The following is a 23,607-nucleotide window of genomic DNA, read 5'->3' on the forward strand; positions in this document are numbered from 1 at the left end:
TGCCACGCCGCCCCTAGAGGGTATCGGTGTGATGGCCGGCACCGAATCGGATCTCTCAACCTGCGCCGATCGGTCACCGGCAGGCGACGAACGGTCACGCACCACGCTCGGTCAGGCGTTGCGCAGCTCCCCCACCGCCGCGGTGACGTGGTCGAGGAAGGCGCGGACGGTGTCGAGCTCGGCCGCCGAGAAGTCGTCGGCTACGGCCCGGACCCGGTCGATGAGCGGACCGAAGAAGCCCCAACCCATCTCCTGGGCCGCGTCGGTGACGTACAGCGTGACCCGTCGACGATCCGCGTCGTCGCGCGCCCGGGAGACCAGGCCCCGACCTTCCAGCCGATCGATCAACGCCGTCGTCGACGCGCTGTTGAGTCCCAGGTGCCCGGCAAGCCAGCCGGGGGTTGCGATTTCCCCTGCCCGCGAACGGTCGAGGAGGGCGATGAGCGCACGCACGTCGGTGGCATGCAGGAGTTCGCCGATTCGCCTGACGGCACCAGGTTCTTCACCGCCTACGACGCCCTCATCGCACGCGGAGGAGGTCGGCCCCTCGAGGTCGAGAGCGGCCACGGGGTGACTCGGGTCAACACCTGTGGCACCTCGCCGGGCACGCCCATCGTCCTGCTCCCGGGCGGTGGCGCGACATCCGCGTCGTATGTGAATGTGGTCGGCCGCCTCGCAGAGTCGCGTCGGGTACTCACCGTCGACATCATCGGCGACGCCGGACGCTCTCGCCCCGGGCCCGGCCGGCCGCGCACAACCGACGAACTGTCGACCTGGCTGGACGCGACGTTCGACGCCCTCGATGTCGAATCCGTTGACCTGGTGGGCCATTCGTACGGCGCGATGATCGCGCTGGCCTACGCGACCGGCGTCCACCGAGAGAGGGTGCGGCGACTCGTCCTCCTCGACCCGACCTCATGTTTCGGCGGCCTCCGACTGCGCTATCTCGCCCACGCAGTGCCGACGCTCATCGCACCGACTCCGCGGCGGCAACGCCGGTTCCTGTCGTGGGAGACCCGCGATGCCACCCTCGACCGCACGTGGACCGAGATGTACTGCGCCGGAGCGCAGTACCCCACCGGCCCCACGATCGTTCCGAAACGCCCGTCCCGAGAGGAATCCTCGAAGCTGCAGGGCGGCAAGATCGTCACCGCGATCTTCGCGCCCGACAGCCGGGCACACCACTCTCCCCGTGTCGCGGCGCGACTTCGGGAGCACTTACCCGATGCGCGGATCATCATGTTGGGCAGCGGAACCCACCACACACTGCCACTGGAGCCCGCGGACGAGGTTGCCACCTCAGTGCTCGACGCGGTCGAGTAGCCTGCGGAGAAGCGTGTCGAAGGGGACAAGTACAGGATCTTGCGGTCCCCACCACCAGGATCGGATGCCCGACGATCTCCCTGAGACGTGCCTCGTCGGTGATGCGCATGCGCACCTCCTCCCAAGCGTTCAGCGGGAGGCGAGGCCGCGTTGCGGAACGGTCCATCCCGGTGTCCAGCGGATGGTGCGGAGCGATGCCTCACGCGTCGCGAACCGGCGGTGGTGATGCAGCCTCCCGTCGGTGACGACGAGATCCACCTCGGTATCGAGTCGGCGGGCAAGGCTCTTCGCCGTCCACCCGGGCCGCCGACCGGACGTGCCCAGCACGACCGCCCCGGCGCCGAAGCGATCGGCAGCGTGCTGCAGCACCGTCACCGGGTCGCCGAAGTCGGTGACGATCTCCACCGACCGCGCACCGAGCCAGATCGCGAGTTCGCGCGCGGTCCGCAGCTGCTCGGCGACCGTGGCCTGCCCGGTCAGCAGATAGGACTCGCCCTTGAGGGCATCGTGGAGTCCGGTCGGGGCCTCGTCTCGCCGGCTGCGTCGTGTCGCGCAGACCAGAAGAATGTCGGACGTCCCTCCGGTCGCGCGCACGGCGGTCTTGATGGCCCGACGCGACGCCTCGCTTCCGGAGACGCCGACGACCACCGGGCGTCCCGCGGACAGGCCGTGTAGTTCCGGAACAGCGGGTGACGCGAGCCATTGCGGGCCGTTGCGTCCGGGGTGCAGCGTCATCGTCTCGTCCTCTCGCCAGTGGTGTAAACGTGCTGCTCACAACGCTATAGAGACGAAGACCCCGAATCGCCATGCTGTGGGATGACCTGACCTCCGCCCGTGGGTGGAGGTCAGAATCCATCGGTGGGCGGAGGTGGGAGCGGGCTGCGGACCTATTCTGGAACGGTGACGAGCTTCACAGCAGACCTCGGTGCCGAACTGCGGCGTCGGGTCGAACGCGCCGGCGGGGACTATCCGCCGCTGTATCCCGCGGTCATCCTGTCGGCGAGTGTGGTCGTCACGGTGGTCTCGGTGGCGCAGCGATACCCGTTCGATCGGCCTGGCTGGGTGATCGCCGGGCTCGTGCTCGCCTGCGTCACTCTCGTCCTCGATCTGAGTGTGCCGCCGTCGTCCTTCGTGTGCTTCACCGTGCTCGCGAGCACGCTGTGCTTCCTGATGGATCCGGTGCCCAACGACGCCGCGCCCCTGCAGTTGATCCTGTCGGCGGCCATCGGTGCCGCGATGTACTCGCTGCGCACCGGAATACGCGTGGTGGCGTTGTGTATCGCGTTGGTCGTGGGGTTCGGGATCTTCGGTGGTCTGGAGTCCCCGGCGCTGTACGCACTCGGTGTCGCGTGCGGGTGGCTGATCGGCTACATGGTCCTGATCCAGAAACGCCTGTCCGACAACCGTGCCCGCGTCCTGCGCGAGCGTGCCGACCGCGCCGCCAGCGACGAGCGCCGCCGCATCGCCCGGGAGATCCACGATGTCATCGCACACTCGTTGTCGATCACCATGCTCAACGTCACCGGCGCGCGGCGCGCATTGGAACAAGATCGCGACGTCGATGAGGCAATCGACGCCCTCACCGACGCCGAACGCCAGGGCCGGCAGGCCATGTCCGAGATCCGGACCATCGTGCATGTACTCGGCGCCGACGAGTCACAGCCGCCCACCGCAGCGCCCGGTGGCCGCGATCTCGCCGCGCTGATCGACGACTACCGGAAGGCGGGCGTCCACGTCTCCTACCGGGTGGCCGGCGACCTCGCCTCGCTCCCCGATCCGGTCTCGGCCGCCCTGTACCGGATCACGCAGGAGTCCCTCGCCAACGTCGTCAAACACTCGACCGCCAACCGGGCCACGGTGAACGTCACCGTGGACGATTCGGTCGAGATCATCATCGAGAATCCACACCTCGGCGGGCGGGCGAGAGATCGGGGCGGCGCCGGCATCGACGGCATGACACAACGCGCCGCTCTGCTCGGCGGCACACTCGAGACCCGGCACGACGATGGGACCTGGATGGTCCACGCCACACTGCCGGCACGGGTCATGACCGACGGGCTGAGCGTATGACGACCGGCAACAGGTCGGGCACGGGTCCCACCGACACGGTCGCCGAATCGATCCGCGTCCTGCTCGTCGACGACCAGGAACTGATCCGCACCGGACTGCGGCGCATCCTCCGACTCCGCGACGGTTTCGACATCGTCGGCGAATGTGCAGACGGCTCAGAGGTTCTCGCGGCGGTGGCCGAACACCGGCCGGACATCGTGGTGATGGATCTCCGCATGCGCAACATCGACGGCATCACGGCCACGACGATGCTGCGGACACTCCGGAAACCGCCCCCGGTGCTGGTGCTGACCACCTTCGACGACGACGATCTGCTGTCCGGCGCACTGCGTGCGGGGGCCGCGGGTTTCATCCTGAAGGACTCGCCTGCCGAGGCGCTGATCTGGGCGGTGCGGGCTGTGGTCCGCGACGGCGCCTTCCTCGATCCCGCGGTCACCGAACGCGTACTCAACGGCTTCCGGCGTGCCGGCCGCGAACGGACCTCGACCGCGCCGGACCTGACCGACCGCGAGACCGACGTCCTGCGCCTGATCGCCCGCGGGCTGACTAATGGCGAAATCGGTTCAGCACTCGGCATTTCGCAGGTGACGGTGAAGAGCCACGTGAACCACATCTTCACCAAGCTCGACCTGCGGGATCGCGCGGCAGCAATCGTCTTCGCCTATGACCGAGGGCTGGTCCTGGCCGAGTTCGACTGACGGAGAACAACGAATCCACCCCGGAGATCCGCCCTCCTGGACGCAGCCGACGACGGTATGCGCGCGGCGCGACCCCATCGGTTGGTTTTCCGGGGCGGTTCTCGGCACTCAGCCGTCCAGCCGCACCTCGACCCCGTCGGCGAAGCGATACGGCCCCGCCACCAGGAGACCGCCGAACCGCTTGCGCAGCCGCGACATCTCGGCGCGCACGGTCACCGTCCGGTCATCGACGCCGAAGAGGTGCGTCGACATCTGCGCCGCGGCGACCCCGCTGCGATGCCGGGCGAGGTGGGTGAGGATGTCCCCGTGACGCGGCGAACACCGGTGGGTCCATCCGCCGCTGGCTCCCTCGACCGAGACCGCGACGCACTCACCGCCGAAAGCGGTCGTGACCGTGCGCATCGACACCCGCGTCGGCGACGCATCCACCGCGTCGGCGACCCGAACCAGCCAGCCGCCCGGCAGCGCCTCCACATCGCACTCACCGAGCGCACCGAAGAAGGTCCGGCCGGGTCCCACGCCACGCGGCAACAGCAGCCGGGCTCGCGGGGACACCGCGTCGACAGCCGCCACCCAGCCGTCGACGTCCACGGCCAGCGCCGGACCCGGTGAGCGGGCCAGGATCGGGGCAGCGACCGCGCGTAGGCAGTCCAGACGTCGATGATGCCGTTCCCGCAGCTGGGACTCGGCAAGCCGCGCGACGGCGTGCACGAGCGCCAGCGTGGTGGGATGGATCGTCGCCGCCGGCCCACTCACGTCGACGACGCCGAGCACGTCACCGGTGCGCGGGTCCTTGATCGGCGCGCCGGAGCACGTCCAGGAGTGATGGCTGCGCACGAAGTGCTCGGCGGAGAACACCTGGATGGACCGGCCGGACATCAGGGCGGTGCCGATCGCATTGGTGCCCACCGAGCTCTCGGCCCAGTCGGCGCCCTCGATGAAGCCCAGCTGATCGGCGCGGCTGAGCACCCTCGACGACCCGCTGCGCCACAGCACATGACCCCGCGCATCCGCGATCACCAGGATGTTGTCGCCGTCGGCGATGAGCGAGTCGAGACCGCGGGCGAGTTCGTCGACGACCTCGACAAGCCCCGATTGGCGGCGGCGCTCCTCGAGTTCTTCCACGTCCAGTCGTCTTTCGACGGCAGAGTCCGCGTCCGGGTCGAGGCCCGCCTTACGGAGCCGCTGCCACGAGTCGTCGATCACGGCCCGCGGACGTGCCGGCATCCGCCCACCCGACATCGCCGCGTCGTGGACGGCGCTGAGGACGTGGGCGAACTCCCTCGGATCGTCGCCGGCCTGAACCGCAGGCTCCAGATCGGAGACGTGGTCGGAAGTCATCATCACGAAGATTGTGCGTCACATCACAGAATCGATGCAAGAAGGGGTCGGGTCGCAACGGGCTGCAACCCTTGCCGCGGTGGATAGGCGTGGCGTCTGCTGTCCTCAGCAAGACTGTGGTCCGCGTCACTTTCGGGGGTGGACCACCCGAACTGTTGAGGAGACACCATGACCCAGACGCTCGAGCCGGTCGTCAGCACCGGCCGGACCCCGCAGCAGCGGATCGACGCGTGGCTGGAGGAGTTCGAAGCCGCGCTGGCCTCGCTCGACGTCGGTCGGGCGACAGCTGCGTTCCTCACCGACAGCTATTGGCGCGATCTGACGGCGTTCACCTGGAACATCAAGACCGTCGAAGGCCACGAGCAGATCACCGACATGCTCCTTGCTCGTCTGGCCGACACCCGTCCCGCGGGCTTCGCGACGACCGAGGAGGCCGCCGATGACGGCGACGGTGTGGCGTCGGCCTTCATCTCCTTCGAGACCGCCGTCGGACGCTGCGAGGGTCACCTACGTATCCGCCCGGACGCCGACGGCACCGATCGCGCCTGGACGCTCCTCACCACCATGCAGGAGCTGAAGGGGTACGAGGAGAGCCGGGGCCCCACCCGCGTGCTGGGTGCCGTACATGGTTCCGATCCCGACACCCGATCCTGGGCCGAGAAGAAGGCCGACGAAGAGCGCGAGCTGGGCCGCACGGCACAGCCCTACGTCCTCGTCATCGGCGGCGGACAGGGCGGGATCGCGCTGGGCGCACGCCTCCGGCAACTCGGGGTGCCGTCGGTCGTCGTGGACCGTCACGACCGGCCCGGTGATCAGTGGCGCAAGCGGTACAAGTCTCTCTGCCTACACGACCCGGTCTGGTACGACCACCTCCCGTACCTCCCCTTCCCGGAGAACTGGCCGGTGTTCGCACCCAAGGACAAGATCGGCGACTGGCTGGAGTTCTACACCAAGGTCATGGAGGTGCCGTACTGGAGCAAGACCACCTGCCTGTCGGCCACCTACGACGAGGACCAGGAACGCTGGACGGTCGAACTCGACCGCGACGGCGAACGCCTGACTCTTCATCCGATGCAGCTCGTTCTCGCCACCGGTATGTCCGGTAAGCCCTCGATCCCGACCGTTCCGGGTCAGGACATCTTCGCCGGCGAACAGCATCACTCCAGCCGGCATCCGGGACCCGACGCCTACGCGGGCAAGAAGGTGGTCGTGATCGGGTCGAACAACTCCGCCCACGACATCTGCAAGGCGCTCGTCGACACCGGCGTCGACACCACGATGGTGCAACGATCGTCAACGCACATCGTGAAGTCGGATTCGCTACGGTCGATCGCTCTCGGCGGCCTCTACAGCGAGGAGGCGGTCGCCTCCGGGATGACCACCAAGAAAGCCGATCTCACCTTCGCCTCGCTGCCCTACCGGATCATGCACGAGTTCCAGGTGCCGGTGTACAACCAGATCCGCGAGCAGGACAAGCAGTTCTACGACCGTCTCGAGGCGGCCGGCTTCCAGCTCGACTTCGGGGACGACGACTCGGGTCTCTTCATGAAGTACCTACGACGCGGCTCGGGCTACTACATCGATGTCGGCGCCAGCGAACTCATCGCCAACGGCACCATCAAGCTGGTCCACGGTCAGCTCGATCATCTCACCGAGACCGCGGTGGTCCTGTCCGACGGCACCGCACTCGAAGCCGATGTCGTGGTTTACGCCACCGGATTCGGATCGATGAACGGCTGGGCCGCCGACCTCATGGGACAAGAGGTCGCCGACCGCGTCGGCAAGGTCTGGGGACTGGGATCGGAGACCACCAAGGACCCCGGACCGTGGGAGGGCGAGCAGCGCAACATGTGGAAGCCGACGCAGCAGCCGGGCCTCTGGTTCCACGGAGGCAATCTGCACCAGTCCCGCCACTACTCGCTGTACCTGGCCCTTCAGCTGAAGGCTCGGTACGAGGGCCTCGACACTCCGGTCTACGGCCTGGCCGAGGTGCACCACCTCAGCTGAGGACGCATGAACGAGAAATGCCCCGCGACAACTAGGTCGCGGGGCATTCTCATGGCTTGGACGCCGCATCCGTCCTGAACCGACGCGAGCGCTGAAATGCACTGTGGCCCTTCACGAACGGTGTCGTGAAGGGCCACAGTGGAAGTTGTGTTCGGCGGTGTCCTACTCTCCCACACTGATTAAGGTGCAGTACCATTGGCGCTGGAGGGCTTAGCTTCCGGGTTCGGAATGGGGCCGGGCGTTTCCCCTCCGCTATGGCCGCCGTAACATTGTGAAACAACCACAAACCGCTGGTGTTTGTTTGTTCGTGTGTTGTCTCAGAAGATGCATAGTGGATGCGAACACACCAAAACAGAATGTTTTTGTGGTGTGTGGGTGTTGTTGGTAAGTCCTCGGCCGATTAGTACCAGTCACCTGAACACATTGCTGTGCGTACAGTTCTGGCCTATCAACCCCATGGTCTGTAGGGGGCCTTAACCCCGCAAAGGGGGTGAGAAACCTCATCTTGGAACAGGCTTCCCGCTTAGATGCTTTCAGCGGTTATCCCTTCCGAACGTAGCTAACCAGCGGTGCCCCTGGCGGGACAACTGGCACACCAGAGGTTCGTCCGTCCCGGTCCTCTCGTACTAGGGACAGGTTTCCTCAAGTTTCTTACGCGCGCGGCGGATAGAGACCGAACTGTCTCACGACGTTCTAAACCCAGCTCGCGTGCCGCTTTAATGGGCGAACAGCCCAACCCTTGGGACCTACTCCAGCCCCAGGATGCGACGAGCCGACATCGAGGTGCCAAACCATCCCGTCGATATGGACTCTTGGGGAAGATCAGCCTGTTATCCCCGGGGTACCTTTTATCCGTTGAGCGACACCGCTTCCACTTGCCGGTGCCGGATCACTAGTCCCGACTTTCGTCCCTGCTCGACATGTACGTCTCACAGTCAAGCTCCCTTGTGCACTTACACTCAACACCTGATTGCCAACCAGGCTGAGGGAACCTTTGGGCGCCTCCGTTACCTTTTAGGAGGCAACCGCCCCAGTTAAACTACCCACCAGGCACTGTCCCTGAACCCGATCAGGGTCCGAGGTTAGAAGTCCAATACGATCAGAGTGGTATTTCAACAACGACTCCATGAACACTGGCGTGCCCACTTCACAGTCTCCCACCTATCCTACACAAACCGAACCGAACACCAATACCAAGCTATAGTGAAGGTCCCGGGGTCTTTTCGTCCTGCCGCGCGTAACGAGCATCTTTACTCGTACTGCAATTTCGCCGAGTCTGTGGTTGAGACAGCAGAGAAGTCGTTACGCCATTCGTGCAGGTCGGAACTTACCCGACAAGGAATTTCGCTACCTTAGGATGGTTATAGTTACCACCGCCGTTTACTGGGGCTTAAATTCTCAGCTTCGCTCCCCGAAAGGAACTAACCGGTCCTCTTAACCTTCCAGCACCGGGCAGGCGTCAGTCCGTATACATCGTCTTACGACTTCGCACGGACCTGTGTTTTTAGTAAACAGTCGCTTCTCTCTGGTCTCTGCGACCCACACCAGCTCAGAGAGTAAATCTCGTCACCAGGATGGGTCCCCCTTCTCCCGAAGTTACGGGGGCATTTTGCCGAGTTCCTTAACCACAGTTCTCTCGATCGCCTTAGTATTCTCTACCTGACCACCTGTGTTGGTTTGGGGTACGGGCCGTGTACCAACTCACTAGAGGCTTTTCTCGGCAGCATAGGATCATGGAATTCACCGCAACGGCTACGCATCACCTCTCAGGCTCACTGTGTTCCGGATTTGCCTAGAACACGCCCTACAGGCTTACACCAGTACAACCACTGACTGGCCCCACTACCTTCCTGCGTCACCCCATCGCTTGCCTACTACCAGCCAAGGTCCCATGCATCACCCCACCCGGCACCCGAAGGTGCTCCTGGGGGATCTGGATGGTTAGTACAACTGATTCAGCATGGGCGCGGATACACGGGTACGGGAATATCAACCCGTTGTCCATCGACTACGCCTGTCGGCCTCGCCTTAGGTCCCGACTCACCCTGGGCGGATTAGCCTGGCCCAGGAACCCTTGGTCATTCGGCGGCAGAGTTTCTCACTCTGCTTTCGCTACTCATGCCTGCATTCTCACTCCCACACCCTCCACCACTAGATCACTCTGTGGCTTCCACGGATGCAGGACGCTCCCCTACCCACCCACACACCTGGTTCACCATCCGTAAACGGAGAACGGGCTATTGTGTGAGTGCCGCGGCTTCGGCGGTGTACTTGAGCCCCGCTACATTGTCGGCGCAGGATCACTTGACCAGTGAGCTATTACGCACTCTTTCAAGGGTGGCTGCTTCTAAGCCAACCTCCTGGTTGTCTTCGCGACCCCACATCCTTTTCCACTTAGTACACGCTTAGGGGCCTTAGCCGGCGATCTGGGCTGTTTCCCTCTCGACTACGAACCTTATCGCCCGCAGTCTCACTGCCACACTCTCACTTACCGGCATTCGGAGTTTGGCTGACGTCAGTAACCCTGTGGGGCCCATCGGCCATCCAGTAGCTCTACCTCCGGTAAGAAACATGTGACGCTGCACCTAAATGCATTTCGGGGAGAACCAGCTATCACGGAGTTTGATTGGCCTTTCACCCCTACCCACAGCTCATCCCCTCCATTTTCAACTGAAGTGGGTTCGGGCCTCCACGACGTCTTACCGTCGCTTCACCCTGGCCATGGGTAGATCACTCCGCTTCGGGTCTAGACCCGGCGACTCAAACGCCCTATTCAGACTCGCTTTCGCTACGGCTACCCCACACGGGTTAACCTCGCCACCGAGCACTAACTCGCAGGCTCATTCTTCAAAAGGCACGCCATCACCCACCCCGAAGGCGCAGGCTCTGACGGATTGTAAGCGTCCGGTTTCAGGTACTATTTCACTCCCCTCCCGGGGTACTTTTCACCTTTCCCTCACGGTACTTGTCCGCTATCGGTCACCAGGAAGTATTCAGGCTTACCGGGTGGTCCCGGCAGATTCACAGCAGATTCCACGAGCCCGCTGCTACTTGGGAGAACATCACGCAAGACCATGTGTTTTCAGCTACCGGACTCTCACCGTCTACGGCAGACCATTCCAGGCCACTTCACCTAACACACGATTTTCTGACTCACGCTTCCACAGGCAGATGGAAGAAGATGAACCCCACAACACCACACACACAACCCCTACCCGGTATCACATGCGCATGGTTTAGCCTCATCCGCTTTCGCTCGCCACTACTCACGGAATCACTTTTGTTTTCTCTTCCTATGGGTACTGAGATGTTTCACTTCCCCACGTTCCCTCCACACCCCCTATACATTCAGAGGTGGGTAACACGACATCACTCGTGCTGGGTTTCCCCATTCGGACACCCTCGGATCACAGCTCGTTTGACAACTCCCCGAGGACTATCGCGGCCTACCACGTCCTTCATCGGCTCCTGGTACCAAGGCATCCACCGAACGCCCTTACACACTTACAACAACACCTACAAACCACCCCCACCACACAACCCGAAAGCTGCACACAACCCCAAAGGATCATGTTCGGCGAGGATCGAATGTAGACAACACAAAACATTCTTTCTGCTAAATCACAGACCAACAAAAAATTGTTGATTTGAAATAAAGATGCTCGCATCCACTATGCACTTCTCAAACAACACACACCATCCCACCACCCACACCTCCGCGCCCCATCACAGGACACCTCACCAGCATGATTGGCCGAACAGTTAGGTCAGAGACAACCCGTTGCACACCCGAAAGCATGCCGCGTGTTCTCTCAGAACCCCGATAGTGTGCGATGAACCCGCCGGCCTCACGACCCAGCAGCAACCCCCCAAACTTCCACAGGTGTGGAAGCGGTGAGCCTGTCTGATGTTTCACCCTCGAACACACACGCGCCGCAGAACATACGCCTGCAGAAACACGTGATGTTGTGTGCTCCTTAGAAAGGAGGTGATCCAGCCGCACCTTCCGGTACGGCTACCTTGTTACGACTTCGTCCCAATCGCCGATCCCACCTTCGACAGCTCCCTCCCACAAGGGGTTAGGCCACCGGCTTCGGGTGTTACCGACTTTCATGACGTGACGGGCGGTGTGTACAAGGCCCGGGAACGTATTCACCGCAGCGTTGCTGATCTGCGATTACTAGCGACTCCGACTTCATGGGGTCGAGTTGCAGACCCCAATCCGAACTGAGACTGGCTTTAAGGGATTCGCTCCACCTCACGGTATCGCAGCCCTCTGTACCAGCCATTGTAGCATGTGTGAAGCCCTGGACATAAGGGGCATGATGACTTGACGTCATCCCCACCTTCCTCCGAGTTGACCCCGGCAGTCTCCTGCAAGTCCCCGGCATAACCCGCTGGCAATACAGGACAAGGGTTGCGCTCGTTGCGGGACTTAACCCAACATCTCACGACACGAGCTGACGACAGCCATGCACCACCTGTACACCAACCACAAGGGGGGCTATATCTCTATAGCTTTCTGGTGTATGTCAAACCCAGGTAAGGTTCTTCGCGTTGCATCGAATTAATCCACATGCTCCGCCGCTTGTGCGGGCCCCCGTCAATTCCTTTGAGTTTTAGCCTTGCGGCCGTACTCCCCAGGCGGGGTACTTAATGCGTTAGCTACGGCACGGAACTCGTGAAATGAGCCCCACACCTAGTACCCACCGTTTACGGCGTGGACTACCAGGGTATCTAATCCTGTTCGCTACCCACGCTTTCGCTCCTCAGCGTCAGTTACTACCCAGAGACCCGCCTTCGCCACCGGTGTTCCTCCTGATATCTGCGCATTTCACCGCTACACCAGGAATTCCAGTCTCCCCTGTAGTACTCAAGTCTGCCCGTATCGCCTGCACGCCTACAATTGAGTTGCAGAATTTCACAGACGACGCGACAAACCGCCTACGAGCTCTTTACGCCCAGTAATTCCGGACAACGCTCGCACCCTACGTATTACCGCGGCTGCTGGCACGTAGTTGGCCGGTGCTTCTTCTCCAGGTACCGTCACTTGCGCTTCGTCCCTGGTGAAAGAGGTTTACAACCCGAAGGCCGTCATCCCTCACGCGGCGTCGCTGCATCAGGCTTGCGCCCATTGTGCAATATTCCCCACTGCTGCCTCCCGTAGGAGTCTGGGCCGTGTCTCAGTCCCAGTGTGGCCGATCACCCTCTCAGGTCGGCTACCCGTCGTCGCCTTGGTAGGCCATTACCCCACCAACAAGCTGATAGGCCGCGGGCCCATCCTGAACCGCAAAAGCTTTCCACCAAACACCATGCGATGTAAGGTCATATCCGGTATTAGACCCAGTTTCCCAGGCTTATCCCAGAGTCCAGGGCAGATCACCCACGTGTTACTCACCCGTTCGCCACTCGAGTACCCGCAAGCGGGCCTTTCCGTTCGACTTGCATGTGTTAAGCACGCCGCCAGCGTTCGTCCTGAGCCAGGATCAAACTCTCCATGAAAAAATAGCGAAACAAAACCAACACCCAAAAGGTGCCAGCGTTTCAACACAATCAGGAAAGCAAAACCTGACCAATCCAAAACTAGCAAAAACATGTGACACCCAGACGGGGCCGAGCGCCACACACAATAAACATCTACATCCATAAAGAATGCACGATGCCACAATTGGCATCAGACAATTCATCATCACACTATCGAGTTCTCAAAGAACACACACCCACCAGATACTCACCCCGACAAGGGCTTTCACCAGCAGACTTGTTCTGACTTTCCGCGTCAACCCCGTCTCCGGGGCAACTCTTCCAACCTACCAGACCCGATCCTCAGTCCGCAAATCCGAAGTTTCTCGAACTCAGGGGATCTGGCAACCCCGCACACCTCATCCAAGACACGAAGTCTCGAACTCGAAGTTCGGGGGCGGTCTGCGCGAAGCCCGGTCTCCACTCCCCGGCCGGACCCTCTCAGGCCTTCCGGGGCGGCGCCGTGGCGCGCTGACTCGACATAAGTTACGCACGTGGGTCCCCAACGTCAAATCGCCTGGTCAGAAGGGGTGATTGGGGATCGGCGCCGAGGTCGGCATGCACAACCGCGGCGGATTCGCGCGAGATTCGGTGAAGAAATTCCTCGGTCCGCTCCGGAGACCGGTGCCGGCCGATCTGGATCGGCCCCCATCCCGCAACCGGGCGAGCTCCACGCACCTGCGGTTCGAGCACCGCGCCAGGCCGGCCGTCGCTCGGGCATCGGCTCCGCACACATGAGAAGCACATAGCAAGAACCCCCGCCCGGGAGTCCCGGGCGGGGGTTCTTGTGTTGGTAGCGGGGACAGGATTTGAACCTGCGACCTCTGGGTTATGAGCCCAGCGAGCTACCGAGCTGCTCCACCCCGCGTTGGTGAACACCACGTTACACATGCGCTCGTCAGCGATGCAAATCGATCCCGAAACCGCGGCTGAACTGGGCGTATAGGAGTGATCGCGGTCACGGAAGACCGTTAAGCACAGGTCACGGCGCCGTACCTGACCTGCGTCGGCGGACCACCATCACTGTGAGCCGAGTCACCTTCGGGCGTAGAATCGGCGCTACCCGAACCCGGCCGACCCACCACCGAGGAGGGACCATGTCCGCCCACTTCCACCATGAGAGCCACGGCAACCATCCGATGAGCTTCATCGGATTCGTATCCGCGCTCGGCGGCTTCCTGTCGGCTGCACTGTGGCTGGTCCACATGGCCTCCGGCAACACAGGCCTCGCAGTCCTGTTCGCAGTGGTCACGGTCGCAGCGTTCGGCTTGACCGTCTCGATCTTCTTCACCATCGGTCACCGGTATCACCACAGCCCGGTGCTACCGGACAACACCGCGGACGAAAAAGAGCGCTACGTGCGCAAGTACCGCGGCTAGCGGTACCCGACGCACGTAACGCTCGGATCGTTACTACTGCCCGATCGACACGCCCCCGTGTGGGGCGCGTCGATCGGATCCACCCGGTTCAGTTCTGCTTCGGTAGTGACTCGTACTGTGTCACAGCCTTGTTCAGCTGATCGAGGGCCGCGCCATAACCGGCGAAGTCGCCCTTGGTCTGCGCGTCGCGCAGCGCGCTGAGCGCGTCTCCGATCGCCTTCACCGCGGCATCGCGCTCGGGTGTACCACCCTGCGGAGGAGCCGGCAGCTGCGGACTCGTCGTCCCGCCCTGCTGCTGAGGCCGGTCCGGCTGGGTGGGCTGCTGTTCACCGGGAACCACACCGGCGGCCGGCGTGATCCCGACCTGGCGCAGTGCCTCGGCCGTCGTCGGCGCATAACCGATCCGGGCCTCTCGTTCCTTCGGCTCGTACCGGGTGATCACCCGGAACAACCGGGGGAAGGCCTCTTCGCCCTGGGCCTGCGCATACATCGGGACGACGTACAGGATCCCGTTGTCGCCGACCGGCAGCGTCAGCAAGTTGCCGAACGTCACCTTTGCCGTGTTCTCGAGGGACTTGAGCGATTCGGCGACTCGACCATCGGTCTTCATCGGGTTGAACGCCTGCTTCGGTCCCGACCGCTGGTTGTTGCCCGGCAACTCCTTGACGGTGATCTGTCCGTAGTTCTCCGGGTCCGAGGCAACGGTGATGTAAGCACCGAGGATCGGACGGTTGAGTCGTGTGAGGACAGAGGTGAGCTGGAACGACGCCTGCTTGCTCTCCGGGTCCGAGGCCACGAAGTAGTACGGCGGCTGATCGAGTCCACGCTGTTCGGCGTCGGGGCTCGTCGGGTCCGACGGCACCGACCAGAAGTCGTTCGCCTGGAAGAACGTTCCCGGGGTGTCGACGTGGTAGCGCGTCAGAAGCGCCCGCTGGATCTTGAACAGATCCTCCGGGTACCGGACGTGCTCGCGCAACGAGGTCTGCTTGTCGAACTCGGCACGCGAGGCGACCGATCCCGGGAAGACCTTCATCCAGGTCTTGAGGACGGGGTCCTCGGTGTCGAACTCGTACAGCTTGACCTCACCGGTGTAGGCGTCGACGGTGGCCTTCACCGAGTTGCGTACGTACGACACGGTCTTGTTGACCTGCGTACGTCCGGTCTGACCGGGGTTGAGGTCCTGGGCGTCGGCGGTCGCGCTCTGCAGCGACGTCGGCTGCGAGTACGGGAAGTTGTCGAGCGTGGTGTAGCCGTCGACGATCCACTTGATCGAGCCGTCCTCCATGACCGCCGGGTAGGTCTTGGAGTCGACGGTCAGCCACGGCGCGATCTGCTCGACGCGGTCCCGCGGGTCGCGGTTGTAGATGATCTTCGACGCCGAGGTGATCTCGCCCGACAGCAGGAAGTTCCGCTCCGCGTACTTGCCCGCATAGAGGAGTCGGGTGAACCAGTTGCTCAGCGGGACGCCCGCGGGCCCCTGGTAGGTGTACTTGGCGTCGCCCATGTCGTGTTCGCGGGGCTCACCGCCTTCGGAGCCGACGATCGCGTAGTCGGGATCGATCTTTGCGAGAAGCTCACCGAAGTAGATGCGCGGCTGTGTCACCTTGATCGGGGCGTCGCGCTTGTACGCCTCGGTCTGGTAGTTCGTGGTGTCGCTGACGTAGTAGAACGGGTCACCGCCGCCGTCGATGTCGTTCTCGTCGACCGACTCGTTGACCCGGTTCGCCGGCGCGGCGACGAAGCCGTTGCCGTGGGTGTAGACGAGATGCTTGTTCAGCCAGTTCTGCTGGTTCTCGAGGTAGCGGCTCGGGTCGAGTTCACGCACTGCGACCACGAAGTCGCGCAGTTCGCCGTCGATCTTGTAGCGGTCGACGGCGAGCTGCGTCGGGAAGCCGTAGAAGTTCTGGCGCTGCTGCTGCTGGATGAATGTCGGCGACACCACGTTCGGGTCGAGGATGCGGACGTTCGACAGCGTCGGGGTGTCCCCGTTGACGAGTGCGGGATTCGCGGGCTCGGCGGTCCAGTCCTTCTGCGTGATGACCTTGTCCGGCCCGATGCCGTAGGCCTCCCGCGTGGAGTTGATCGCCCGCTGGATGTATTCGGCTTCCTTCTGGGCGGCGTTCGGCTTCACCGAGAACTGCTCCATGGTGAGCGGCCAGCCCACACCGATCAGCAGTGCCGAGAACAGCATCAGCACGGTTGCGAGGGCGGGGATGCGCAGATCACGCAGCACGATGGCGGCGAAGAACGCGACGGCACAGATGATCGCGATCGCCATCAGGATGAGCTTGGACGGCAGGACCGCATTGATGTCGGTGTAGCTGGCACCCGGGAAGATCTCGGCCTTGCGCTGACTCGAGAGCAGGTTGTACCGGTCGAGCCAGTAGGCCGCTGCCTTGAGCAACAAGAAGGTGCCGGCCAGAACGGCGAGCTGGATACGGGCGGCCATCGTGACCGAACCCCCGCCCTGGCCCAGCCGGATGCCGCCGAAGAGGTAGTGGGTGACCAGGTTGGCGAGGAACGCCACGACGACCACGACGAACAGGAGATTCAGCACGAACCGGTAGAACGGCAGGTCGAAGGCGTAGAAGCCGATGTCGAGGTTGAACTGCGGATCGGTCTGGCCGAACGAGGTCCCGTGCAGGAACATCTGGACCGTGGCCCAGGAACCCTGCGCGACGAGACCGGCGAGTGCGCCGATGATCAGGGCCGGCACCACGGCGAACCACCGGACCTTGGTCATGATGGCGGTCCGGTAGCGCGCGAGCGGATCGTTGGGTCCCGCGGTGGGCACGAACACCGGCCGGGACCGGTAGGCCAGGGCCACCGCGCCGAAGATGATCAGGCCGACGACGAGAGTCGTGATCAGGAAGAGGATGACGCGGGTCCAGATGACCGTGCTGAACACGCTCGAGTACCCCACATCACGGAACCACAGCCAGTCGGTGGCAAGACCGATCAGTCGTGGTCCGATGAGCAAGAGGACCAGCACGGCAACGCCGAGTCCGATGCCGATCTTGCTCCTGCGTGACAGTGTCGGCATTCCTGCCGGCCCTCGAGCGCCCACCAGACCCACTCTCCAAAGCTCTCAATTCGGACAACGCCCTGCGTGACGCGCAAGCCTGGGCGTGGTGTCCACTGTACTGGCACCGCCCGGATGCCGATCACACTCGGGCGGTGGGACAACGATCCGGGGTTGGTCACGGTTCCCGGGTGCGCCCCGCCGGGGCAAGATGGTCGGATGCCCGACAACGCGACGACACCACGAGCCTTCTCCACCGACGATCTCGGAAGCTCGCTGAGCGAGATCATGGATCACCTCGATGCCGATGGCTGGGGGCAGCCGCCTGCGGTGTACGCGCTCGTGCCGACGTCTCTGCTCGTCGAGCGCGTTCCCGGCGTCGTCGCCGACGACGACCGGTCGGTCTTCACGCCCGTCGAGGAGGAGTGCGACGACCTCGACGAATTCCTGGCCACCGCGATCTGGCCCGCAGCGGTCGCCGGGGCGGCGGTGGCGCTCGAGATCGTCGTCACGCCACCGGGTCCGGATGACGACGGTACACCGAAGTACGTGGTCACCGAGACAGCCGATCAGCACGCGGACGAGGACGTCGCCCGGTTGGTCGTCGGTGTGCTGCGCAACGGGCCCGACCTGGCGCTCCTGCGGCTTCGACCCGTGCCCGACGAGGTGCCCGAGCTGCTCACCCATCCCCAGCTCGCGCTCGAGCTACGGGCAGCGCTGCACGAGACCTTCGCCCCGGACGCGCCGGAGTCCTGACCGGTGGACCGCCGGTCCGTCAGCAGGACGGGGCCGGGCGTCCCGAACCGATCGCGTCGAGGGCGTCGACCGCGCCGTCGAGCGTCTCGACCTTGACCAGTTCGAGTCCGTCGGGACGGTCGGAGACCGCCTCCGCGCAGTTGCGGGCCGGGACCAGGAACACGGTCGCACCGGCGTCGTGGGCCGCCCGTGTCTTGTGGGTGATGCCGCCGATCGGACCGACGTCACCGTCGGCCGAGATCGTGCCCGTTCCCGCGATGAACTTGCCGTGCGTCAGTTCGCCGGGACCCAACTGGTCGACGACCGAGAGCGCCAGCATCATGCCCGCCGACGGTCCGCCGATGTCGCCGACGGTGTAGGTGACCTTGAGCGACGGGTCGGCGTTGGCGACCTCGGCCGTGACCCCGAGGAATCCGGCCTTCTCGTCGCCGGGATGCGGGGCGAGCGTGACGGTCACGGTCTGCGGCGTGCCCTGCCGCACGATCTCCAGCGGAAGCACCGTGCCCGGCGGATTCTTCGACACGACGTCGCGCAGTTCCTTGCTGGTCTCGACCTCGACTCCCCCGGCCCTGGTGACCACGTCGCCGGCGCGCAGGACGTCGGCCGACGGCCCGTCGGCGCCCACAGCGGCGATGCGCAGGACCGTGGGACGGTCCAGGAACCGCAGGGCCGCGACGGTGGCGTCCTCCTCCGACCCCGCCATCTGCTGGGCGTTCTCCTGCTGTACCTGTTCGGTGCTGCGGTCCGGCGGATACACCTCGTCGCGCGGGGTCAGTGCGTATTTCCCGGACATCCACAAACCCAGGGCGTCGAAGAGTGTGAGCCCGTCGCTGACCGACACCGTGGTCAGGTTCAGGTTGCCGGTGGTCTTGTCGAGGGGTGCACCGTCGATCTGCACGACCTTGCGCTCGACGACCTTGCCGTCCTGCTCGACCTTCGTCATGCCCAATGTGTTCAGCGTCGGTCCGGGACCGAGAGCGGCGTAGGGCACCTGCACCTGCGTGCCGACGACGAGCAACGCCAGCAACACCAGGGCGCTGACCGCGGCGGTGGCGATCCGGCGGAAGCGAGGGCTCGAACTCATTCCGCACACGATAGTGCCCCGACCTCTGAGGACAGTGTCGACGTCGTGCTCCGCACAGGCCGGCGTCATGCCGCCACACCGCCCGAAGGCGGGCCGCGCACGTGCGGCGGCGCTACGCGCACGGCGAACATCCGACGCCGTTGAGGGGCCTGTCCGGGCGGTACGGTGGACATATGAGTGATCTGCCCTTCGGCTTCTCGGCGTCCGGCAACGGCGACGACGACCGCGACAAGAACAGCGGTGACCAGAACAAGCCGGGCGACAACCCCGGCGGCAACCCCTTCGGCGGGGCCAACCCGTTCGGATTCGCCATGGGCGGCCAGGGACAGGGCTTCGGCGACTTCGATCCGTCGAACTTCGACCCGAACATGCTCGGCCAGATGTTCTCCCAGCTCGGCAGCATGTTCAGCGGCATGGGCGCCGGCATGTCCGGTGGCGGCGGCGGTCCGGTGAACTATCAGGTCGCCATGAATCTCGCCCGCCAGCAGATCGGTTCGTTCACGCCGATTCTGGACAAGGAGATCTCCGCGTCGGCCGACGCGGTGCGCCTCGCCGACGTCTGGCTCGACGACGCGACGACCTTCCCCAGCGGCGTCACCCAGACCGTCGCGTGGACCCCGGTGCAGTGGCTCGAGGAGTCCATGGACACCTGGAAGGGTCTGTGCAACCCGGTCGCCGAACAACTCGCACGCACCTGGCAGGACAACCTGCCCGCCGAGGCGGCCCAGTTCGCCGGCCCGATGCTGGGCATGCTGACGCAGATGAGCGGTATGGCCTTCGGGACCCAGCTCGGCCAGGGTCTCGGCCAGCTCGCCAAGGAGGTGCTCACCTCCACCGACATCGGCCTGCCGCTGGCTCCCGAGGGGATTGCGGTGCTGCTCCCCGAGGCGATCGCGAAGTTCGCCGAGGGTCTCGAGCAGCCCGGACAGGAGATCATCGTCTTCCTCGCCGCCCGCGAGGCCGCGCACGTCCGCCTGTTCACCCACGTCGGCTGGCTGCGTCAGCGCCTGCTGTCGACGGTCGAGGAGTACGCCCGCGGGATCAGCATCGACTTCAGCGGGATCACCGACGCCACGGCGAACATCGATCCCACCGAACTGCTGTCCGATCCGTCGAAGCTCGAGGAGCTCATCAGCTCGTCGACATCTTTCGAGCCGACCACCACGCCCGAGCAGAAGGCGGCACTCGGCCGCCTCGAGACGCTGCTGGCGCTCATCGAGGGCTGGGTGGAGCAGGTGGTGACCCGAGCACTGGGCGACCGCATCCCGAGCACCGGCGCGCTGACCGAGACCATCCGTCGCCGCCGCGCCTCCGGCGGCCCCGCCGAGCAGACCTTCGCGACCCTCGTCGGTCTCGAACTGCGCCCGCGCAAGGTGCGGGAGGCGTCCGAGCTGTGGCGCCGGGTCTTCGAGGCCACCGATCTGTCGACCCGCGACGGTGTCTGGGCGCATCCGGACCTGCTGCCCGACTCCGACGACCTGGACAACCCGGCGGCGTTCATCGACCGTCTGCTGCACAAGGACACCGACCTCGACGACGCGATCGCGCAGCTCGAGAAGTCGCTCGCCGAACAGGACGGGGTCGAACAGGGAGACGCCGACTCCGGGGACGACGGCCCGAACCCCGGGCAGACCGGCTCATAACTCCACAATCGACGCCGAACCCGATCATGTTGTGGATAACCGGCCCGAACGACGCCGGCGAGGTCCTTTCGCTGGCAGAGTTGCGCCATGTCCATCACGGTCCCGCGCATCCGTCCGGGAACACCGATCCTGGTGCGGCCGGGCAACCGGGTACACGTGGGGATCGATCCGGCCGGCAGCGTGATCATCGAGCTCGACGCCGGTATCTCGGCGCATTCGGTTGCCGCGATGTTGCGGTTGCTGGAGCGCCCCTGCACACCGGAACTGCTCAACCGTCGCGCGTCGGCGGCCGGGCTCGCCGACGACGAGATCCGGACGCTCCTCGACGGCCTGGCCGCAGCCGGACGGACCATCTCCGACACCCGAGCCGAAACGTCCTCGGACAGTTCGGATCTCGCGGACTTCCGGATTCAGATCCACGGCCAGGGGCCGTTGTCGGACCTGCTGGGCGCCTCCCTGCGCGCACAGGGCCTGCAGGTGCACCGGACGATGCGGCGCCGAGCCGACGGCTCGCTCGACACCGTCGACACCCGACTGGTGATCCTCAGCGACTTCCTGGTCCACGACCCGCGGGTCGTCTTCGCACTGACGAGGGCACGGATCCCGCATCTGCTGGTGCGCGTGCGCGACGGCGTCGGCATCGTCGGCCCGCTCGTCCTGCCCGGACTCTCGAGTTGTCTGATGTGCGCCGATCACCATCGTTCCGACGCCGATCCGGAATGGCCGATGATGGCGGTGCAACTCATCCGCGCGCCGGGCGATGCGGATCCCGCGCTCGTGCGGCCGACCGCAGCGATCGCGCACGGCCAGATCGAACGTCTGGTGAACAGCTTGCGGCGACCCTCCCCCGCCGCGAGACGACACGAACCGCAGCTGTTGAATCAGGTGTTGGAGTTCCGCGATGATCCCGCACGGGTGGACCGTAGAGAATGGTTACCCCACCCGAGCTGCGATTGTCGTCCGGTGGGAGACGAACGGCTCAAGTCGTCTATTGTGTGACGCGGAAAGGATGCTATGACCGACATCACTCGGGGGCAGGGTCGTCGCAACGCGAAGTTGGCGTCTCTCCCCATCGGTATGGCCGGACGTGCGGCGGCGGGGCTCGGCAAACGCATGGTCGGCAAAGACAAGGACGAGGTCAACCAAGAACTCCTCGAGAAGTCCGCGGAACAGCTGTTCGCGGTCCTCGGTGAGCTCAAGGGCGGCGCCATGAAGGTCGGCCAGGCGCTGTCGATCATGGAGGCCGCGATCCCCGACGAATTCGGTGAGCCGTTTCGGGAGGCGCTCACCAAGCTCCAGGCTGATGCACCGCCGATGTCGGCCGACAAGGTCCACAAGGTCCTCGACCAGCAGCTCGGCACCCGCTGGCGCGAGCGCTTCAAGGAGTTCTCCGACGAGCCGGCGGCGTCGGCATCGATCGGTCAGGTCCACAAGGGCGTCTGGTCCGACGGGCGCGAGGTCGCGGTCAAGGTGCAGTACCCGGGCGCCGACCACGCACTCAAGGCCGACCTGAAGACGTTGTCGCGCATGTCGGGACTCCTGCAGCGGCTGTCGCCGGGCACCGACGTCAAGGCGATGATGGACGAGCTCATCGATCGCACCGAGGCCGAACTCGACTACCTCGGCGAGGCCGAGAACCAGCGGGCTTTCGCCAAGGCGTACGACGGGCATCCGGACTTCTTGATTCCCAAGGTGATCGCCAGCGCACCCAAGGTCGTGGTCTCGGAATGGGTCGACGGTGTCGCACTGTCGAAGATCATCACGACCGGCGACCAGAAGACCCGCGACAATGCGGCCGCGAAGATGGCCGAGTTCGAGGTCAGCTCGCCCTACCGGGTCGGCCTGCTCCACGGCGACCCGCATCCGGGCAACTTCTTCATCGCCGACGACGGCCGGTTCGGCGTCCTCGACTTCGGCGCCGTCGGCCACTACCCCGGCGGTCTGCCTCCGGAGACCGGGCCGATCCTGCGGCTCGCCCGGGACAAGAAGTACGAGGAGCTCAAGGAGCTCATGGTCGAGGCCGAGTTCATCCGGCCGTCGCATGCGTCGAAGGTCACGAGCGCCGACCTCGAGACCTACCTGCGGCCCTACGTCGACCCGCTGTACTCGGAGTCGTTCCACTTCACGCGCAAGTGGATGCAGCGCGCCGCCGGCAAGGCGACCGACGTTCGCGGTGAGGTCTACAAGACCTCGCGAAACCTCAACGTGCCCAAGCGGTTCGTGATGGTGTTCCGTGTACTCGGCGGCTGTGTCGGCATAGCCTCGCAGCTCGAGGCGCATGCGCCGTACCGCGCGATCATGGAGGAATGGGTCCCCGGCCTGGGCGATTGATCCCCCACAGCACGCAGAACGACGACGCCGCGAGCATGTGCTCGCGGCGTCGTCGCTTTCGGTTCGACTCAGGCCGCCGCGTTCTTCCGCGGCCGGCCACGGGAGCGCTTGCGTGCGATCACCGCACCGCGCTCGAAGATCTCGCCACCCCACACGCCCCAGGGCTCGGCGCGATCCAGGGCCGCCTGCAGGCACTGGGTCCGCAGCGGGCAATCGGCACACATGGCCTTGGCACGCTCGAGGTCGCGGGGATTGTCGGCGAACCACAGATCTGCGTCGGCCACCTGGCAGGGCAGGTCGAGCCGGGCGGTCGCTGCGCGGTCCGCCGATGGACAGGACTCGAGTACGCAATCGACAGTCATTGGTTTTCTCCACATCTGCTCGTTGGGAAATGGTGACCCATGTCCTCGATGTGGATGTCGGTCCGAAC

At 64.4% G+C, this 23,607-nt stretch carries 15 protein-coding genes, 1 tRNA gene and 3 rRNA genes; 9 read left to right on the forward strand and 10 right to left on the reverse strand.

Features of this window, described 5'->3' with window-relative positions:
* Window positions 1–111: 111 nt before the first annotated feature.
* Complete coding sequence (locus IHQ52_RS20785; protein ID WP_006435856.1) at window positions 112–453, reverse strand: MarR family winged helix-turn-helix transcriptional regulator; 342 nt, start codon at window positions 451–453, stop codon at window positions 112–114.
* 9 nt (window positions 454–462) lie between these two features.
* Here IHQ52_RS20785 and IHQ52_RS20790 point away from each other — a divergent pair, with 9 nt between their 5' ends.
* Complete coding sequence (locus tag IHQ52_RS20790; protein ID WP_006435855.1) at window positions 463–1,323, forward strand: alpha/beta fold hydrolase; 861 nt, start codon at window positions 463–465, stop codon at window positions 1,321–1,323.
* A 129-nt stretch (window positions 1,324–1,452) separates the two neighbouring features.
* Here IHQ52_RS20790 and IHQ52_RS20795 read toward each other — a convergent pair whose 3' ends face one another.
* Window positions 1,453–2,058 (reverse strand): universal stress protein, encoded by a 606-nt coding sequence (locus IHQ52_RS20795; RefSeq protein WP_006435854.1) that lies wholly within the window; start codon window positions 2,056–2,058, stop codon window positions 1,453–1,455.
* Window positions 2,059–2,223: 165 nt separating this feature from the next.
* On the opposite strand from IHQ52_RS20795, the gene IHQ52_RS20800 reads away from it, so the two are divergent.
* Together IHQ52_RS20800 and IHQ52_RS20805 are read left to right on the forward strand one after the other, a co-directional pair.
* The gene (locus IHQ52_RS20800) at window positions 2,224–3,393 is read left to right on the forward strand and encodes a sensor histidine kinase (RefSeq protein ID WP_182155799.1); all 1,170 of its coding nucleotides are present in this window, start codon (window positions 2,224–2,226) and stop codon (window positions 3,391–3,393) included.
* Entirely contained in the window at window positions 3,390–4,091 is a 702-nt protein-coding gene (locus IHQ52_RS20805) for a response regulator (RefSeq protein WP_182155801.1), read from the forward strand. The genes IHQ52_RS20800 and IHQ52_RS20805 overlap by 4 nt, the downstream gene beginning before the upstream one ends.
* Before the next feature lie 108 nt (window positions 4,092–4,199).
* Here IHQ52_RS20805 and IHQ52_RS20810 read toward each other — a convergent pair whose 3' ends face one another.
* Entirely contained in the window at window positions 4,200–5,435 is a 1,236-nt protein-coding gene (locus tag IHQ52_RS20810) for a GAF domain-containing protein (protein ID WP_040004657.1), read from the reverse strand.
* 165 nt (window positions 5,436–5,600) lie between these two features.
* Between IHQ52_RS20810 and IHQ52_RS20815 the strand changes: the two genes are divergently transcribed.
* Window positions 5,601–7,439 carry a flavin-containing monooxygenase gene (locus tag IHQ52_RS20815; RefSeq protein ID WP_006435852.1) on the forward strand — a complete coding sequence of 613 codons (1,839 nt, stop codon included), beginning with the start codon at window positions 5,601–5,603 and terminating at the stop codon, window positions 7,437–7,439.
* A gap of 149 nt (window positions 7,440–7,588) precedes the next feature.
* Here the strand turns inward: IHQ52_RS20815 and rrf are convergent.
* The 4 genes from rrf to IHQ52_RS20835 form a co-directional block, all read right to left on the reverse strand.
* Window positions 7,589–7,705 (reverse strand): 5S ribosomal RNA (gene rrf / locus IHQ52_RS20820).
* 114 nt (window positions 7,706–7,819) lie between these two features.
* Window positions 7,820–10,949 (reverse strand): 23S ribosomal RNA (locus IHQ52_RS20825).
* A 471-nt stretch (window positions 10,950–11,420) separates the two neighbouring features.
* Window positions 11,421–12,941, reverse strand: a 16S ribosomal RNA gene (locus tag IHQ52_RS20830).
* The 16S, 23S and 5S rRNA genes sit together here, the layout of an rRNA operon.
* Before the next feature lie 812 nt (window positions 12,942–13,753).
* Window positions 13,754–13,830, reverse strand: a tRNA-Met gene (locus tag IHQ52_RS20835).
* A gap of 229 nt (window positions 13,831–14,059) precedes the next feature.
* Between IHQ52_RS20835 and IHQ52_RS20840 the strand changes: the two genes are divergently transcribed.
* Entirely contained in the window at window positions 14,060–14,341 is a 282-nt protein-coding gene (locus IHQ52_RS20840; RefSeq protein WP_006437374.1) for a hypothetical protein, read from the forward strand.
* A gap of 88 nt (window positions 14,342–14,429) precedes the next feature.
* Here IHQ52_RS20840 and IHQ52_RS20845 read toward each other — a convergent pair whose 3' ends face one another.
* Complete coding sequence (locus tag IHQ52_RS20845) at window positions 14,430–17,384, reverse strand: UPF0182 family protein (RefSeq protein WP_006437375.1); 2,955 nt, start codon at window positions 17,382–17,384, stop codon at window positions 14,430–14,432.
* A 198-nt stretch (window positions 17,385–17,582) separates the two neighbouring features.
* Between IHQ52_RS20845 and IHQ52_RS20850 the strand changes: the two genes are divergently transcribed.
* Window positions 17,583–18,119, forward strand: coding sequence for a PPA1309 family protein (locus IHQ52_RS20850; protein ID WP_006437376.1), 537 nt, complete (start codon window positions 17,583–17,585; stop codon window positions 18,117–18,119).
* A gap of 19 nt (window positions 18,120–18,138) precedes the next feature.
* Here IHQ52_RS20850 and IHQ52_RS20855 read toward each other — a convergent pair whose 3' ends face one another.
* Entirely contained in the window at window positions 18,139–19,203 is a 1,065-nt protein-coding gene (locus IHQ52_RS20855; RefSeq protein ID WP_006437377.1) for a YlbL family protein, read from the reverse strand.
* A gap of 173 nt (window positions 19,204–19,376) precedes the next feature.
* Between IHQ52_RS20855 and IHQ52_RS20860 the strand changes: the two genes are divergently transcribed.
* The 3 genes from IHQ52_RS20860 (at window position 19,377) to IHQ52_RS20870 (ending at window position 23,177) form a co-directional block, all read left to right on the forward strand.
* Window positions 19,377–20,846: a zinc-dependent metalloprotease gene (locus IHQ52_RS20860; RefSeq protein WP_006437378.1), complete on the forward strand. Its 1,470-nt coding sequence runs from the start codon at window positions 19,377–19,379 to the stop codon at window positions 20,844–20,846.
* An 87-nt stretch (window positions 20,847–20,933) separates the two neighbouring features.
* Window positions 20,934–21,845, forward strand: a complete 912-nt coding sequence (locus IHQ52_RS20865) for a hypothetical protein (protein WP_006437379.1) — start codon at window positions 20,934–20,936, stop codon at window positions 21,843–21,845.
* A gap of 15 nt (window positions 21,846–21,860) precedes the next feature.
* A complete protein-coding gene (locus IHQ52_RS20870; RefSeq protein WP_006437380.1) occupies window positions 21,861–23,177 on the forward strand; it encodes an ABC1 kinase family protein in 1,317 nt (438 codons plus the stop codon).
* 68 nt (window positions 23,178–23,245) lie between these two features.
* On the opposite strand, the gene IHQ52_RS20875 is transcribed toward IHQ52_RS20870, so the two are convergent.
* Window positions 23,246–23,539: a WhiB family transcriptional regulator gene (locus IHQ52_RS20875; protein WP_006437381.1), complete on the reverse strand. Its 294-nt coding sequence runs from the start codon at window positions 23,537–23,539 to the stop codon at window positions 23,246–23,248.
* Window positions 23,540–23,607: the final 68 nt, after the last annotated feature.

This window comes from Gordonia amicalis (genome assembly GCF_022059885.1).
GTDB classification, from domain to species: domain Bacteria; phylum Actinomycetota; class Actinomycetes; order Mycobacteriales; family Mycobacteriaceae; genus Gordonia; species Gordonia amicalis.

Excerpts from the sequence above, each read along its gene's own strand:
- IHQ52_RS20790 (WP_006435855.1), top strand. The coding sequence starts at position 463 with ATGCAGGAGTTCGCCGATTCGCCTGACGGCACCAGGTTCTTCACCGCC.
- IHQ52_RS20795 (WP_006435854.1), bottom strand. The coding sequence starts at position 2,058 with ATGACGCTGCACCCCGGACGCAACGGCCCGCAATGGCTCGCGTCACCC.
- IHQ52_RS20805 (WP_182155801.1), top strand. The coding sequence starts at position 3,390 with ATGACGACCGGCAACAGGTCGGGCACGGGTCCCACCGACACGGTCGCC.
- IHQ52_RS20810 (WP_040004657.1), bottom strand. The coding sequence starts at position 5,435 with ATGATGACTTCCGACCACGTCTCCGATCTGGAGCCTGCGGTTCAGGCC.
- IHQ52_RS20815 (WP_006435852.1), top strand. The coding sequence starts at position 5,601 with ATGACCCAGACGCTCGAGCCGGTCGTCAGCACCGGCCGGACCCCGCAG.
- IHQ52_RS20840 (WP_006437374.1), top strand. The coding sequence starts at position 14,060 with ATGTCCGCCCACTTCCACCATGAGAGCCACGGCAACCATCCGATGAGC.
- IHQ52_RS20845 (WP_006437375.1), bottom strand. The coding sequence starts at position 17,384 with ATGCCGACACTGTCACGCAGGAGCAAGATCGGCATCGGACTCGGCGTT.
- IHQ52_RS20850 (WP_006437376.1), top strand. The coding sequence starts at position 17,583 with ATGCCCGACAACGCGACGACACCACGAGCCTTCTCCACCGACGATCTC.
- IHQ52_RS20855 (WP_006437377.1), bottom strand. The coding sequence starts at position 19,203 with ATGAGTTCGAGCCCTCGCTTCCGCCGGATCGCCACCGCCGCGGTCAGC.
- IHQ52_RS20860 (WP_006437378.1), top strand. The coding sequence starts at position 19,377 with ATGAGTGATCTGCCCTTCGGCTTCTCGGCGTCCGGCAACGGCGACGAC.
- IHQ52_RS20865 (WP_006437379.1), top strand. The coding sequence starts at position 20,934 with ATGTCCATCACGGTCCCGCGCATCCGTCCGGGAACACCGATCCTGGTG.
- IHQ52_RS20870 (WP_006437380.1), top strand. The coding sequence starts at position 21,861 with ATGACCGACATCACTCGGGGGCAGGGTCGTCGCAACGCGAAGTTGGCG.
- IHQ52_RS20875 (WP_006437381.1), bottom strand. The coding sequence starts at position 23,539 with ATGACTGTCGATTGCGTACTCGAGTCCTGTCCATCGGCGGACCGCGCA.